Source organism: Thermovirga lienii (assembly GCF_036847465.1).
GTDB classification, from domain to species: domain Bacteria; phylum Synergistota; class Synergistia; order Synergistales; family Thermovirgaceae; genus Thermovirga; species Thermovirga lienii.
In genome coordinates, this window is sequence record NZ_DAITZW010000011.1 from 1 (window position 1) to 15,275 (window position 15,275).

Annotated in this window: 9 protein-coding genes and 1 tRNA gene; all 10 read right to left on the reverse strand. The window is 48.8% G+C overall.

Annotated elements, in window-relative coordinates; translation table 11 throughout:
• Positions 1–88: 88 nt before the first annotated feature.
• The 10 genes from fusA to V7Z69_RS04795 all read right to left on the reverse strand — a co-directional run bounded on the left by fusA (position 89) and on the right by V7Z69_RS04795 (position 15,274).
• Positions 89–2,161, reverse strand: coding sequence for an elongation factor G (gene fusA, locus V7Z69_RS04750; RefSeq protein WP_334138844.1), 2,073 nt, complete (start codon positions 2,159–2,161; stop codon positions 89–91).
• 46 nt (positions 2,162–2,207) lie between these two features.
• Positions 2,208–2,678: a 30S ribosomal protein S7 gene (gene rpsG / locus V7Z69_RS04755; RefSeq protein WP_334138845.1), complete on the reverse strand. Its 471-nt coding sequence runs from the start codon at positions 2,676–2,678 to the stop codon at positions 2,208–2,210.
• Positions 2,679–2,717: 39 nt separating this feature from the next.
• A complete protein-coding gene (rpsL, locus tag V7Z69_RS04760) occupies positions 2,718–3,089 on the reverse strand; it encodes a 30S ribosomal protein S12 (protein ID WP_334138847.1) in 372 nt (123 codons plus the stop codon).
• Between the two features lie 53 nt (positions 3,090–3,142).
• A complete protein-coding gene (locus tag V7Z69_RS04765; RefSeq protein WP_041445733.1) occupies positions 3,143–3,397 on the reverse strand; it encodes a ribosomal L7Ae/L30e/S12e/Gadd45 family protein in 255 nt (84 codons plus the stop codon).
• Positions 3,398–3,494: 97 nt separating this feature from the next.
• On the reverse strand, positions 3,495–8,480 hold the full coding sequence (gene rpoC / locus V7Z69_RS04770; protein WP_014162793.1) for a DNA-directed RNA polymerase subunit beta': 4,986 nt from the start codon (positions 8,478–8,480) through the stop codon (positions 3,495–3,497).
• A complete protein-coding gene (gene rpoB / locus V7Z69_RS04775) occupies positions 8,481–12,056 on the reverse strand; it encodes a DNA-directed RNA polymerase subunit beta (protein WP_334138849.1) in 3,576 nt (1,191 codons plus the stop codon).
• A gap of 180 nt (positions 12,057–12,236) precedes the next feature.
• Positions 12,237–12,323: transfer RNA gene (locus V7Z69_RS04780), tRNA-Leu, on the reverse strand.
• A gap of 56 nt (positions 12,324–12,379) precedes the next feature.
• A complete protein-coding gene (locus V7Z69_RS04785) occupies positions 12,380–13,363 on the reverse strand; it encodes an L-threonylcarbamoyladenylate synthase (protein ID WP_014162791.1) in 984 nt (327 codons plus the stop codon).
• Entirely contained in the window at positions 13,360–14,481 is a 1,122-nt protein-coding gene (gene tgt / locus V7Z69_RS04790) for a tRNA guanosine(34) transglycosylase Tgt (protein WP_014162790.1), read from the reverse strand. The genes V7Z69_RS04785 and tgt overlap by 4 nt, the downstream gene beginning before the upstream one ends.
• Position 14,482: 1 nt before the next feature.
• The gene (locus V7Z69_RS04795) at positions 14,483–15,274 is read right to left on the reverse strand and encodes a TatD family hydrolase (RefSeq protein ID WP_334138850.1); all 792 of its coding nucleotides are present in this window, start codon (positions 15,272–15,274) and stop codon (positions 14,483–14,485) included.
• Position 15,275 lies beyond the last annotated feature (1 nt).

Consider the following 15,275-nt stretch of genomic DNA (forward strand, 5'->3'; position numbering starts at 1 on the left):
CGTTCCTATGTTCAAATGCGGCTTAGACCTATCAAAATGCTCCTTCGCCATTTCTATTCCCTCCTTGTAATTCTGCCTCAAATATTTTTTATTTCTTTAAAAGCTCTTCCGCAATATTCTGCGGAACTTCCTCATAGTGAGAAAACTTCATGGAGTAAGAAGCCCTACCTGAAGTTTTACTCCTAAGCTCCGTTGCGTATCCAAACATCTCTGCAAGGGGCACATACGCCTTCACAATACGGGCATTGGCGCGCATGCTCATACCCTCAACACGTCCCCTTCTAGCATTGAGGTCGCCCATAACATCACCTAGATAATCCTCCGGAGTTACAACCTCCACTTCCATTATGGGCTCCAACAGCACCGGCTGAGCCTTTTTCATAGCTTCTTTGAAGCCCATAGAAGCCGCTATCTTGAATGCCATCTCGGAACTATCCACTTCGTGATAGCTTCCGTCGATAAGGGTCGCTCTCACTCCTATGACAGGGTATCCTCCCAGCACTCCAGCGTTCATTGCCTCTTCTATACCCTTCTGAACTGCGGGTATATATTCCTTAGGAATAGCCCCTCCTACTATCTTATCGACAAACTCAAAGCCCGATCTAGACTCAAGAGGCTCAAGTTCCAGCACCACGTGACCATACTGTCCTCTACCGCCAGACTGGCGCACGAACTTACCTTCCGCGGTAGCCTTGGCTTTAATGGTTTCACGATAAGCAACCTGGGGTTTACCCACACGCACAGAAACCCCAAATTCACGCTTCAATCTATCTACTATTATTTCAAGATGAAGCTCTCCCATTCCGGATATAATGGTCTGCCCAGTCTCCTCATCGGTGCGCACTCTGAAGGTCGGATCCTCTTCCGAAAGACCAGCAAGCCCTTTGGACAATTTCACCTGGTCCGCTTTACTCTGGGGCTCCACAGCCAAAGAGATGACTGGCTCCGGGAACTCCAGGCTCTCCAACACGACTGGGCGCTTATCGCTGCAGATAGTATCTCCCGTTTTAGTGGCTTTAAGTCCCGGAAGAGCCACTATCATACCAGCCTCAGCACGATCAAGCTCCTCTCGTTTATTGGCATGCATACGCAGGATCCTTCCCACTCGCTCTTTCGTTCTAGCCGTAGTGTTTACAAGAGTCTCCCCTGCGTTAACGGTGCCAGAGTAAACTCTGCAATACACCAACCTGCCGACAAAAGGATCCACCATTATCTTGAACGCCAAAGCTGCAAAGGGCTCATCCGGATCGGGGCAAACCTCTACAATCTCACCGGTGTTAGGATCCTCTCCCTGAACGGGGGGAAGATCCAACGGGCTCGGCAAATAATCCACGACCGCATCCAATAGAGGCTGGATACCCTTGTTTTTAAATGCAGAACCACAGAGAACTGGGTACAACTTAAGCTTTATAGTATTCTCCCTTATAACCCTCTTTAGAAGTTCCTCCGGGATTTCCTCCCCCTCAAGATATAACTCCATCAACTCCTCGTCCAACTCGGCCAAGGCCTCCACCATGGCTTCTCTTGCTAACTGGACCTCCTCCTGCAACTCAGGAGGAACATCTACGACTTTATACTGAGAACCCAGTTCATCCTGATACAAGACAGCCTTACAACTCACCAAATCTACAACGCCAGAAAAGGAGTCCTCGCTGCCGACAGGCATTTGTATCGGAACCGCATTCGCCCCCAGCCTTTCCTTCATCTGAGAGACCACACCCAAGAAATCGGCTCCCACCCTGTCCATTTTATTCACAAAGGCTATCCTAGGAACCCTATATTTGTCCGCTTGCCTCCACACCGTCTCAGATTGAGGCTCAACCCCACCAACAGAGCAAAAAACAGCTATCGCACCATCAAGAACTCTCATGGAACGCTCGACTTCTACCGTAAAATCCACGTGGCCGGGCGTATCAATGATATTAATATGGTGATCTTTCCAAAGACACGTAGTAGCAGCAGAAGTTATGGTAATTCCCCTCTCCTTCTCCTGCTCCATCCAATCCATGGTGGCAGCACCCTCGTGAACCTCCCCGATGCGATGCTTCCGACCGGTGTAAAAGAGTATCCTCTCAGTAGTGGTAGTCTTACCCGCATCGATATGCGCAGCAATCCCTATATTTCTTATGCGTCTAAGTTTGTTCATCTTTTCAACGTCCATTCCTTCTCACCATCCCGCCAGGGCCACGTTGCACACCTGACGAACTCTACCATCTGTAATGTGCAAAAGCCCTATTAGCCTCTGCCATCTTATGGGTATCTTCTCTCTTCTTAACAGAGCTACCCTCACCCTTGTAAGCATCCATAAACTCACGAGCAAGCCTCTCCACCATGGGCATACCCTTCTTTGCTCGGGCATACTGAATTATCCATCTCGTGGCAAGAGCTTGAGCCCTCTCAGGCTGAACTTCCACTGGTACCTGATATGTGGCACCACCGACACGCCTCGGCCTAACTTCTACTATGGGCTTCACGTTCTCCATAGCTTTCTCAAATACATCCAATGGATCGGTGTTCAAGCGCTTGGCAGCCAGATCCAAGGCTCCATACATTATTCTTTCAGCCAAGCTCTTCTTACCGTCCCACATGATGCAATTGATAAATCTAGCAATTTCGGTCCGACCAAACCGAGGATCCACCTGCGGCTTCCTTTTACGAATATGACCTTTTCTTGGCATTCTCCAATTGCCCTCCTTCGGAACTCTTTTCTTTTCAGGCTACTTGGGTCTCCTGGCTCCGTACTTGGAACGACCCTGTTTTCTGCCTTCAACTCCGCCACAATCCAAAGTGCCACGAACTATATGATACCTTACACCAGGAAGGTCCTTTACACGCCCTCCCCTAACCAGCACAACAGAGTGCTCTTGCAAATTGTGACCCACACCAGGTATGTATGAGGTCACCTCAAAACCGTTGGTTAGCCTTACCCTCGCAACCTTACGCAGAGCGGAGTTAGGTTTTTTAGGAGTAACGGTATAGACCCTAGTACAAACTCCCCTTCGCATAGGATTCCCCTGGAGCGCCGGCGTTCCCGAGCGTTTCTTCTTTTCTTCTCTACCTTTTCTTATAAGTTGATTAATCGTAGGCACAAAGCTCCCTCCTTCATGAGAACTTCCTTTGTTATTTTTATTTTTGTTATTTTTTATTTTTCTTCATTTCTTATTGCTGCCGCTGAAGCCGGCCTATCTATGGCACACGCTCGCCCTAAAATCACTTTGCTATCCGCCCATTCCACCTCAACGCCCGCATTTACGGCCTGCTCCAACAATGCATCTGATACGGACGGATCAGCGTCTTTCGCAATAAAAACTTTTCTAACCTTCCCCTTTTCCAAGGCTTTTTTTACCGCCTTAGCACCCACTACCCTATAAGGCACAGCTAACTCATGTAAGGGCACACTATCCCCCCTTACTAGGGGACCGACACATGTTATCAATGTCAGCCCCCGATGTCAAGATTTCCTATACTTTTCAAACAACTAATACGACTTTTTTCTATTCAAATATATCCTCTAAGTTCGCTGATTCTTCACTTTCTTCTTTCCCAGGTTCAGACTCTACTTTTTTGGGGAACACTTGTATTTTCCTGTATTCCTCTCTCCCCGTACCTGCTGGAATCAAGTGCCCTATTATAACGTTTTCCTTCAATCCTTTGAGTTTATCGTGGTCTCCTCTCACCGCTGCTCCCGCAAGGACCTGCGCAGTTTGCTGGAACGATGCGGCACTCAAGAAGCTGTCAGTATTCAAGGCTGCCTTGGTCACGCCATGAATTACAGGCTTCCAAACTGGTTCGTTTCGCAGGCGACGTACAAAGGAGACTCTCTGTATAACCCTCTTTGTCTCCGAATGAGCATATATTGGCCTTAGTATTAGCACTTCTGGATCCGCTTCCACAAGAGCATCCAAAACCTGATGATTTACATCCATTCCAGCAGAAGCAACAAGCTCCCCTTTGCCATCAAAGACATCCTCCAGCAACACTTTGCCATAAGCTACGTCGGTCAGAGCCTGGCGCAATATGGATTGCCTTGTATATATATGACCCTCAACCTCTATAGCCGTGAGCTCATTTGCAATGAGACCTCTAACGACCCGTCCATCAACCATGTGAGGAATATCCGCAACTTCGTTACCCTCTTCATCGACTGCCTTTGTCAGAGATTTACCCCAAAGTTCATCTATCAGCTTCTTTTGCATTGCGTCTGCCACGGTAACCGTCTCAGGATTTCTCCACAGTTTAAGCTCCTCGATATTCTGGTCCCTGATTATGCTCACCACATCAGGCGTTATCACTCTATCCTTGAAGGCCACCACTTTTCCATCCAATATCAGGTCATCCGCTAAGTACGCTTTATCTTCCAGCTCCTCCAGAAGCTCGACATCCCTAACCATATATTCTGCAGGTTTGCCCTTAGTGAGGAGCGCAAGTTGTCCCGCCGTCAAAGGCGAATTGGCTTCTATTCTTTTATCACCTTCCAGCTGTACGGGCTCAACCAACTCCAGCCCCTCAAGCTCCCTTCTGAAAGAAGCCTCTCCAACTATCACCCGCAAGGTTCCTTTTTGGTCCTCCAAATACAGCTCGCTGACAGGGGTACCAGGCATCAATATGCGCCTTATCTTATTCTCATCCAGGGCCTCATCCTTGAAGGCAATAACGCTCTCAAGGTTCCCCTGGCCTTTAGCCTCCTTTAGAACCTTGCCCTCAATGGCTTCCACAGCTTCTTTTATAAACTTATCGTTCTCTGCCCGAATCTCCTCTATTTCCCTCTCCAGGTCTCTGACCCAAACCAGGTCGTTGGCGACAAAGGAGCTATCTCCCTCATCCACTATCCTAACTCGGTTGACAGGAGCAACCTTTCTCAATATGACCTCAATATGTTTGTTGTTTATGGAAACACCTTGAGAGCGATAGACGTCTTGGATGCTATCCACTAGATAGTTTTGTACCGCTTCAATGCCTTCAATCTCCAACAACTGATATGGATCTACATATCCTTCCGTCAAGGCCTGTCCCTTCTTGACTTTCTGCCCTTCCTCTACCAGCAAGTTCTGTGACGCAGGAACCGTGAAGGAGGATTTAAACTCAACTCCATCCTTTTCCGACGTTATAAAGATCTTCCTCTTGCCTTCCATCTCCCTTATCTCGCTGACTACTCCATCTATCTCAGCAAGATAGGCTATCTTCTTGGGTTTCCGGACCTCAAAGAGTTGTTCGATCCTCGGCAGACCCTGAGTTATGTCCTCACCTGTTATCCTAACTCCACCCGTATGGAAGGTGCGCATCGTAAGCTGGGTTCCTGGCTCTCCTATGGACTGAGCAGCAACGACACCCACAGCCTCACCTATGGAGACCTTCCTACGTTGGGATAGGTCCGTACCGTAGCAGGTCCTGCATATGCCATTTTGAAGAGCACAGGTCATAGGACTCCTCACCATTACTTCTTCTATACCCAGCTTCTCTATTAGCTCTGCCGTTTCATTATCAATTATCTCTCCACCCCTTACTATTACTTCACCAGTAGAGGGGTTGATGACATCCACTAATGCCGTCCTACCCGCTATCCTTTCACTAAGGGGTATAACTACCTTTTCATCCCTCACGAGAGCTCTTATCGCTATACCTTTATCAGTACCGCAATCCTCTCCTGTTATTATCAGGTCTTGAGCCACATCAACGAGTCTTCTGGTCAAGTATCCTGATTTAGCAGTTCTGAGCGCCGTATCCGCAAGACCCTTTCGTGCACCGTGGGTAGAAATAAAGTACTCCAACATGTTCAGGCCTTCCCTGAAGTTGGAGACAATCGGGTAGTCTATTATGCGACCCGATGGATCAGCCATAAGTCCTCTTATTCCTGCCATCTGAGCCAACTGGCTCTTACTGCCCCTAGCACCTGACTGAACCATCATCTTAAGGGGATTCGTGTCACTCATGTTGGCCAGTATGGAATCCGCTGCTTGACGGCTTGCTTCCGACCACAAGGTTTCCTTCTGCCTCAAGTACTCGTCCTCTGTCAAAATACCCATTTGGTACTGGGCGCTAAGTTCTTCTTCCTCTTCCAATGCTTTTTTGACTATGTCCTGTTTCTGAGGCGGAACAACGACATCGCCAAGACACAGACTCAAGCCACTTACGGTCGCCCAGTGATATCCCAAAGTCTTGATGTCGTCCAACATTTTGACAAGCTTTTCATGCTCAACCTTGTCGTACGCTGCATCTATCAAGGACCCTAATGACTTTTTGTTCATCTGCGAGTTTATGAACCTGAGTTCTTCTGGTATAACGCTGTTGAAGAGAACCCTACCCGGAGATGTCTCAACCCACTCTCCGGCATGTTTCACTTTTATCTTCGCATTTACGTGCACCAACCCATGATCTAACGCACTCAGGACATCATCGATATCTCTGTAATATGTCCCCTCACCCTTTAGGCCTTCTCTCATGCCCGTCAGATAGTAAATACCCAAGACTATGTCCTGAGTTGGGGTGACCACAGGCTTACCACTCGCTGGGGACAACAAGTTCTTGGCGGAGAGCATTATCATTTGGGCCTCCACCCTTGCCTCAATGGACAAAGGTACGTGTACGGCCATCTGGTCTCCGTCAAAGTCGGCATTGAAGGCAGCGCAGACCAAAGGATGCAGGCGTATCGCCTTACCTTCCATCAAGACCGGTTCGAAAGCCTGGATTCCCAACCTGTGGAGCGTAGGTGCTCGGTTCAACAGCACTGAATGACCCTTGATGACCTCTTCCAGGGCCTCCCAAATCTCTTCCCTTCGCCTCTCTATGGCTCTTTTCGCGCTTTTTACGTTGGGAACCAAGCCTTTTTGCACGAGGCGCTGTATGACAAAGGGCTTAAACAACTCCAGGGCCATGTCCTTGGGAAGACCACATTGGTTGAGTTTCAAGTTAGGACCTATCACTATGACAGAACGGCCTGAATAATCAACCCTTTTACCCAACAGGTTCTGCCTAAATCGCCCCTTCTTACCTCTCAAAAGATCGGTGAGACTCTTGAGAGGCCTGTTGCCAGCTCCCAGTACTGCTTTACCCATTCTGCCGTTATCGATAAGGGCATCCACTGACTCCTGAAGCATCCTTTTTTCATTCCTTATAATTATGTCCGGAGCCCTAAGTTCTTGAAGTTTCTTCAATCTATTGTTTCTGTTGATCACTCGACGATACAGGTCGTTTAGATCTGAAGTGGCAAAACGACCTCCGTCCAACTGAACCATCGGTCTCAAATCCGGCGGAATGACAGGCAATACTTCCAATATCATCCACTCAGGCTTGCTGTCTCCTTTGCGGAAATCCTCCACAACCTGCAAGCGCTTGATCAGTTTGCGCTTCTTCTGACCCGTGGTCTCAGCAATCTCCTCTCTAAGAGATGCGCTGAGCTCATCTAGATCCAGGGTTTTTAACAACTCCAAGACACCTTCTGCCCCTATCCCGGCCTTGAATTCTTTATCGTAACTGGCACAAAGGCGGTATTCTCTCTCAAGGATCACATCGCCCACTTTAAAAGGGGAGTTGCCACCGTCTATAACTATGTAGCATGGATCCTCCAGAGTCACAGTTTCATGCTGCACTGTGAACCTTCCAGGATACTTCTGGGAGAAAAGCTGATTCTCGCTCGCCGATATGACGTCCCCTTTAGAGAAAGGCAGCTTGGAAACGGCCGTTACCACAAAGCCCTCTTCGCTTCCTGCAAGAGCTCTTTCCACCTCCACGGACACTCCATCGTTCCTGAGATTATTCAACTCCGTTTGAGACAGAACGTCTCCCTCACTAAATCGTCCATCTGCACTATCCCGCACAACTCTGAAGGCAGGCTCCGCCTGGAAGATCTTGTCTCCGTAATCCCTCTTATACATGCCAAGCTGGTGGGCAGATATGATGTCTCCCTCACTCAAAGGAACATCCTCTACCTGCACAACCCTGTAGGCTTCCTCTGATTTGAACTTATGGTCATAGTGCCTGTGTATTCTCTCCTCGCTTGCAGAGATCAGGTCACCCCGTTTTACTAGGTTCGTCTTCTTACCATCTATGACGACCTTGAAGACCTGTTCCCTTCGCCTTATGGGAGCAAAATAAACAACTTTCTCCAGATCCTTCGAAGGCGTGCCCAACAGGAGACTCAACCGGCTTGGTATCCCCTTAAGGTACCATATATGCACCACTGGGGCGGCAAGTTCAATATGCCCCAATCGCTCACGTCTCACCCTACTATCGGTTATCTCAACACCACAGCGATCACAAACTACCCCCTTAAACTTGGGGCCGCTGCGTTTATACTTACCACAAGCACATTCATAGCTTTTGGTGGGCCCGAAGATGCGCTCGCAGAATAACCCATCCTTCTCAGGCCTCAAAGTCCTGTAATTTATTGTCTCAGGTTTTTTGACTTCTCCGCTTGAGAGCTCCCTTATCCTCTCCGGGCTAGCTAGCTTTATCTTCACTCCTGTGATCTCATGTTGGCTCATTTACACATCAGCCTCCCCATTTGGCTCCTCCGCGCCGGCGTCCTTCTCACCAGAATTCGGTTCCTCAAAAACATCAGCCAGCATATCCACATCTGATGGGGCTTCATCTTCCGTGTCCTGAGGCGAATAGGACTCCAATAGATCCTCTTCATCCGACACCAGTTCCCCCATAGTGCCGTCATCGTATTCCACTTCAACGTCAAGCCCCAGCCCTTGAAGCTCTTTGACCAAAACCTTGAAGCTTTCGGGCACTCCGTATTCTCCTATATTCTGGCCTTTGACTATCTTCTCATAAGTCTTGAGCCTTCCCCTGATATCGTCAGACTTTACGGTAAGAATTTCCTGTAGTACATGAGCTGCACCGTAACCTTCAAGGGCCCACACTTCCATTTCCCCAAACCTCTGACCACCAAACTGGGCTTTTCCACCCAAAGGCTGCTGGGTTATAAGACTGTAAGGACCTATGGACCTGGCGTGAATCTTGTCATCAACCAAGTGTATTAGCTTCATCATATACATGTAGCCTATAGTAACCGGGTACTCTACGGGTTCCCCAGTTCTACCATCGTAGAGCACGATGCTTCCATCGTCCCTGAGATCCTTAAGATCCCCCTTCTTTATCTGCCTTATGAGTTCAGTAATATCTTCTTCTTTCGCTCCTTCAAATACAGGGGTTGCTATATGCCATCCATTCTGTACTGCAACGAAGCCCATTATGGTCTCCAAAACCTGCCCTAGGTTCATTCGGCTAGGAACACCCAAGGGGTTGAGTACCACATCCACTGGTGTGCCATCAGGCAAGTAGGGCATGTCTTCCTCCGGCAGTATCTTGGAGACTACCCCCTTATTACCGTGTCGCCCAGCCATCTTGTCTCCTTCAGTTATCTTTCTCAATTGAGCAACATACACTTTCACCACATCGTTAACTCCAGGGCTCAAGTCTTCTCCGTTCTTTTCCCTAGTAAGTCTCTTTACCGCAACGACTTTTCCGCCTTCGCCATGGGGTACGCGGAGGGACGTGTCCCTAACCTCTCTGGCTTTCTCACCAAAAATAGCCCTTAAAAGTTTTTCCTCAGGAGACTGGTCCGCCTCGCTCTTAGGGGTCACCTTACCTACTAAAATATCACCCGCAGAGACCTCTGCGCCCACACGAACGATTCCGTCCTCGTCCAAGTTCTTGAGGGCATCCTCACCGACGTTTGGAATATCCCTGGTTATCTCCTCTGGTCCAAGCTTAGTATCCCTGGACTCCACTTCATATTCCTCTATGTGAATGGACGTATAAACGTCTTCCTTGACGAGCCGCTCACTCAAAAGTATTGCGTCCTCGAAGTTATATCCTTCCCAAGCCATGAAGGCTACCAAGACGTTCCTTCCCAATGCCAATTCTCCATTATCTATGGACTGACCATCGGCTATAATCTCACCTTTTCGCACCTGATCGCCCACCTGAACTATGGGCTTCTGGTGGATAACGGTGCCCTGATTGGAGCGTCTGAACTTTATCATGGGATAAACATCAGGGCCGTCCCCCTCAGCAGGCTGAATTATTATCTTGTCCGCATCAACATATACAACATCACCAGAACGCTTGGCTTTCACACATGATCCTGAATCTGACGCTATCTTCCCCTCGATACCCGTACCTATGACAGGCGCCTCCGCCTTTATAAGAGGCACAGCCTGCCTCTGCATGTTAGACCCCATCAATGCCCTGTTGGCATCGTCGTGTTCCAAGAAAGGAATAAGGGCTGTCGAGGCCGAAACAATCTGCTTAGGCGAGATATCAAGAAAATCTACCTTCTCCGGCGGAACCTCCAATATCTCACCTTTGTGCCTTACGTGAACCATATCCTCTGCCAGAGTGACACCATCCTCTTTCAGTGGAGTATTGGCACGTCCCACATAGAACTCGTCCTCTTCGTCGGCAGAGAGGTAGACAACTTCGTCGGTTACCTTTCCGTTTACTACTCTTCTTTTTGGAGTCTGCAAGAATCCATACTCATTTATCTTCGAATAGGTAGCCAAAGAAGTCACAAGACCTATGTTGGGGCCTTCAGGGGTCTCAATAGGACAGACTCTTCCGTAATGAGTGTAATGAACGTCCCTAGCCTCAAAACCTGCCCGCTCTCTGCTCAACCCACCAGGGCCCAGCGCAGAAAGGCGCCTTCTGTGGGTCAGTTCCGCAAGAGGGTTGGTCTGATCCATAAACTGAGAAAGCTGACCTGAACCGAAAAACTCTCTCAGCGAAGCAGATATAGGCCTTACGTTTATCAAATCCTTAGCAGTAGCAGAGCTCAAATCGGGAATTGTGGTCATCCTCTCTTTGGCTATGCGTTCCATTCTGAGAAGGCCTATCCTCACTTGGTTCTGAAGAAGCTCTCCCACCGCCCTCACACGCCTGTTGCCAAGGTGATCTATATCATCAACCTTACCATTGCCATCTCTTAAATCCCAAAGACCTTTTACTATAAGAACTATATCCTCTACAGTTAGAAGCCTGTTCGACTCAGGTATATCAATACCCAAACGTCGATTGAGCTTATATCGGCCTACACGTCCCAGGTTATACCTTCTGGAGTCAAAGAAAAGGCCATTTACGTACTCTCTGGCGTTCTCCATCCTGGCCGGCTCGTTGGGCCTAAGCCTTCTAAATATTTCCAATGTCGCTTCGTCACTGTTTGAGGTTGGATCTCTCTCCAGAGTTGCGGCTAAAGAAGGATCCACATCCCAAATCCAGACCTTGGTCCTGGCCATGTCCCACAGGATCTCCAGGTCCTCCTTGGTTATCCTCTTGTTCCTTGGAATCACCACGTTACCAGATTCATCCATGATGCTTTCCGCCAAGAGACAGCCCCTTATTTCCTCTTCAACCATGTCCGCTTGCTTTTCCCTACCACCAAAAAGTTTGATAACTTCATCGTTATTGCGGACTCCATAGGCCTTAAGAAGCATGGTTAAGGGGAGCTTTTTCTTGTTGTCCACGTTTACAGACAAGACCTCTCCTGGCGTTAAGTCGAACTCCAACCATACTCCTCTGTCCGGTATGACCTTTGCAGCATAACGCTCTTGCCCAGGGACGCTTTCCTCAGCACTGAAATAAACACCTGCAGAGCGGGCAAGCTGATTCACAACCACTCGCTCTGTGCCGTTTATTATGAAGGTTCCCCTCTCAGTCATCGCCGGGAAATCCCCGAGGTAAATTTCCTCTTCCTTGATCTCCATGGTCTTTCTATTGACCAACCTTATCGTAGCCTTGACGGGACAGGCCCAAGTCAAATCTCTCTGACGGGCCTCCTCCTCCGTTATGGTTGGAGGCTCTACCGTGTAGGAATCAAACTCCAAAGAGAAAGAGCCATCGTAGCTTTCAATGGGGAAAATCTCATCGAAAAGCTCTTGTAGCCCTTGACTCACCCGATTCTCCGGCTCCACCAACTTACCGTTCTCATCAAACTGGAAAAACCATCTGTACGAGTCCCGCTGAATGGACACCAGATCGGGCAATTCCACCAAATCGCGCACTCTACCAAAAGTTAACCTCTTGCGATTTCTACCAACAGATACAAACTCTGCCATGGGAGAAACACGACCTCCCTATCATAAAATTTGGGGATTCTTTACGTGACAAAATAAGAGGATAGCGAAAGGGTCACGTTGTGTCAAGAGCACAACGCGACCCTTTTTCCTGCTCACTCAAAAACAGGCTATATTTTTTGATGCGTCATTCTGCTTTATGCTGAACACCACCTGACATAGTGGTGGGGAAGGGGGGATTCGAACCCCCACATCCGTAAAGGACACTGGCTCCTGAGGCCAGCGCGTCTACCATTCCGCCACTTCCCCTTCCAACGGCGATGATTGTAGCAATGTGTAGACTTTTTTGCAAGTGCTATATCACCTTATCCCGAAGCCGCCCTGATAAGTCGATCTCTTACAGCTTTCCCTATTCCCTCTTCCGGAGGCAGTTCTACCAGAATCACACCTACTTTCCACCTCTCCATGGCCCTGAGGGCAGCGAAAAGGCCCCTTCCATAGTGGAGCACTGAATCAAATATTATTTCTCTTTCAACGTTGAAAGGGGGATTATGTAAGCCTACGAACCCCACATTTGAGCAACTTCCCAAATATGCCGGGTGTTCTCTCCATGTGCCCAATTCGTCCATTATCACTACAGGCACGGAGGGCGCATAGTGCCTGTATCTCGTTCCGGGAGAATGCTTTGTGGAGAAATCTTTTTCAGAAGGGACCAAAACTGGAACAATCTCCTCCAAGGCCTCCAGCGGACAGCCTCCAGGACGAAGCAACACCGTTTCCTTGTCTTTCACGTACAGGACAGTAGATTCGACACCGACCTCGGTAGGACCTGAATCTAAGACGACCTCAACACGCCCTTCCATATCCTCCATGACCGATTCGGCGTCAGTAGGACTGGGCCTCCCGCTTAAATTTGCGCTCGGAGCTGCTATGGGAACTTGAGACTTCTCTATCAGCCCCAAAGCAACCGGATGGTCCGGCATTCTGACCGCTACAGTATCCAACCCACCCGTTGTAACCTTGGGGACCCTTCCCTTGGCAGGCAACACCAAGGTTAAAGGGCCCGGCCAAAACCTTTCCATGAGCCGCAAGGCTATATGGTTTAAATGGGCAAGCTGATCGACGTCTTCTGTCCGCGAAACATGCACTATTAGAGGGTTATCAGCCGGTCGGTTCTTGGCCCTGAAGATGGACAAAACGGCCTTTTCATCCAGAGCGTTGGCACCTAGCCCGTAAACGGTCTCCGTGGGAAAGGCCACCAACCCTCCCTTTCTTATCACTTCTGCAGCTTCTTCCAATAAGCTCTCTTGGGGATTCCACTTATCCACCTTCAAAAGCCTTGTTTTCATCGCCTTCCGCCTTCGTCGTTAAAGTTATCCTCAAAACGTCTCTTGAAGTCCTCGAAGGAGCCCTCCAATATGGCGATCCTAGCCTTGGACATCAAATCGACAAGAAAATGGAGGTTGTGCCAAGTACACAGCCTGGAAGCCAATATCTCGCCGCTTCTGTACAGGTGCCTTATATAGGCTTTAGAAAAGTTTCTGCAGGCATAACAGTTGCAATTGGGATCTATAGGCGAAAAGTCCCTCTCGTAAGCTTTATTCTTGAGGTTGATCCTGCCGCTGTAAGTAAATACCGTTCCATTTCGTCCGTTCCTCGTAGGTAAAACGCAATCGAACATATCCACTCCTCTTGCTACTCCCTCTAGCAGGTTAAGGGGATAACCTACTCCCATCAAGTATCTGGGCTTTTCGTGAGGAAGTTCTTCAGAAAGCACATCCAACATTTGATACATCTTTTCATGAGGTTCACCCACGGACAATCCTCCGATTGCATACCCCGGAAAATCCATCTTTTTAAGCTCGGAGGCGCAGTAAATCCTCTGCTCCGGATACACCGAACCTTGTACAATACCGAACAAGGATTGATCTGACCTTTTGTGAGCCTTTTTGCATCGCTCTGCCCAAGCTATGGTCCGCTCAACGGCCTTATAGGAATTCTCAGGGCTGCAAGGATAGGGCACGCACTCGTCAAAACACATGGCTATATCGCTTCCGAGCTGCTCTTGAACCAACGTGGCCTTCTCCGGCGTCATGAAATGACGAGTGCCATCCAAGTGGGACTGAAACAAAACCCCATCGTCGGTTATCTCTCTCAGAGTGGACAGGGAAAAAACCTGGAAGCCTCCGCTGTCTGTGAGAATGGGTCTGTCCCATCCCATAAAGTTGTGCAGCCCCCCTGCTTCTGCCACCACATCCGCTCCAGGCCTCAAATAAAGATGGTAAGTATTGCTTAGTATTATCTGGGCACCAATGGCCTTGAGCTCAAAAGGCGCCATTGCCTTAACTGTAGCCCTAGTGCCAACTGGCATAAAAACCGGGGTTTCAATCTTGCCATGAGGGGTCTCTATGACTCCCGCCCGTGCTTTGGTCTTATTACATGTGGCTTCTAGTTTGAATTTCAACATTTCACTCTACTCCACCGAACAAAGTCTTGACGTTAAGATAAATCTTTTCTGACAACTTCTCGACCTCCATACCTCTAACGGAAGCCAAAACCTCATAAACATACCTTACAAACGAAGGCTCGTTTACTTTTCCCCTTTTGGGAACGGGCGCAAGATACGGGGCATCGGTCTCGCAAAGCAGTCTGTCTAAGGGTACCATTTTAGCTACTTCCCGCAACCCTTCTGCTTTAGGAAAGGTCAGGATACCTGAAAAGGAAATATAAAGGCCCATGTCTAGGGCCATTCGGGCATCCTGATACGTCCCCGAAAAACAGTGTATCACTCCGCCTTTGGGAGGAACTCCCTCCGCTCGCAGAATACTGAAAGCATCATCAAAGGCGTCTCTTACATGCATGATTAGAGGTTTATCAACCCGCCTTGCCAACTCAATGTGGGCAACGAAAAGCTGCTTCTGAAGGTCTCTAGGAGAATTATCGTAATAGTAATCTAGCCCCGTTTCGCCTACTGCAACGACAGGATGCCTTTTGGCCTGCTCCCTGAGGCCAAAAGGCATCTTCCCAGAAAATTGTTGAGCTTCATGAGGGTGTATACCCACCGCGGCACCGAAAACTAACCCTGCATGATTATTTGCAATATCTACGGAGATCAAACTGCTCTCTTCGTCGGAGCCAACGGCCAAAACCCCCGTAACATTTTGGGCTTGCGCTCTTTCGAGGACTTGGCATAGATCCTCGCTCAGCTCTGTCATTGCGAGATGGCAGTGGGTATCAACAAATTTTGGTACACCTTCCATA

What these genes read in the sequence shown, in the direction of transcription:
- fusA (WP_334138844.1), bottom strand. Translation starts at nt 2,161, where the DNA reads ATGGACGTTGAAAAGATGAACAAACTTAGACGCATAAGAAATATAGGG.
- rpsG (WP_334138845.1), bottom strand. Translation starts at nt 2,678, where the DNA reads ATGCCAAGAAAAGGTCATATTCGTAAAAGGAAGCCGCAGGTGGATCCT.
- rpoC (WP_014162793.1), bottom strand. Translation starts at nt 8,480, where the DNA reads ATGAGCCAACATGAGATCACAGGAGTGAAGATAAAGCTAGCTAGCCCG.
- rpoB (WP_334138849.1), bottom strand. Translation starts at nt 12,056, where the DNA reads ATGGCAGAGTTTGTATCTGTTGGTAGAAATCGCAAGAGGTTAACTTTT.
- V7Z69_RS04785 (WP_014162791.1), bottom strand. Translation starts at nt 13,363, where the DNA reads ATGAAAACAAGGCTTTTGAAGGTGGATAAGTGGAATCCCCAAGAGAGC.
- tgt (WP_014162790.1), bottom strand. Translation starts at nt 14,481, where the DNA reads ATGTTGAAATTCAAACTAGAAGCCACATGTAATAAGACCAAAGCACGG.
- V7Z69_RS04795 (WP_334138850.1), bottom strand. Translation starts at nt 15,274, where the DNA reads ATGGAAGGTGTACCAAAATTTGTTGATACCCACTGCCATCTCGCAATG.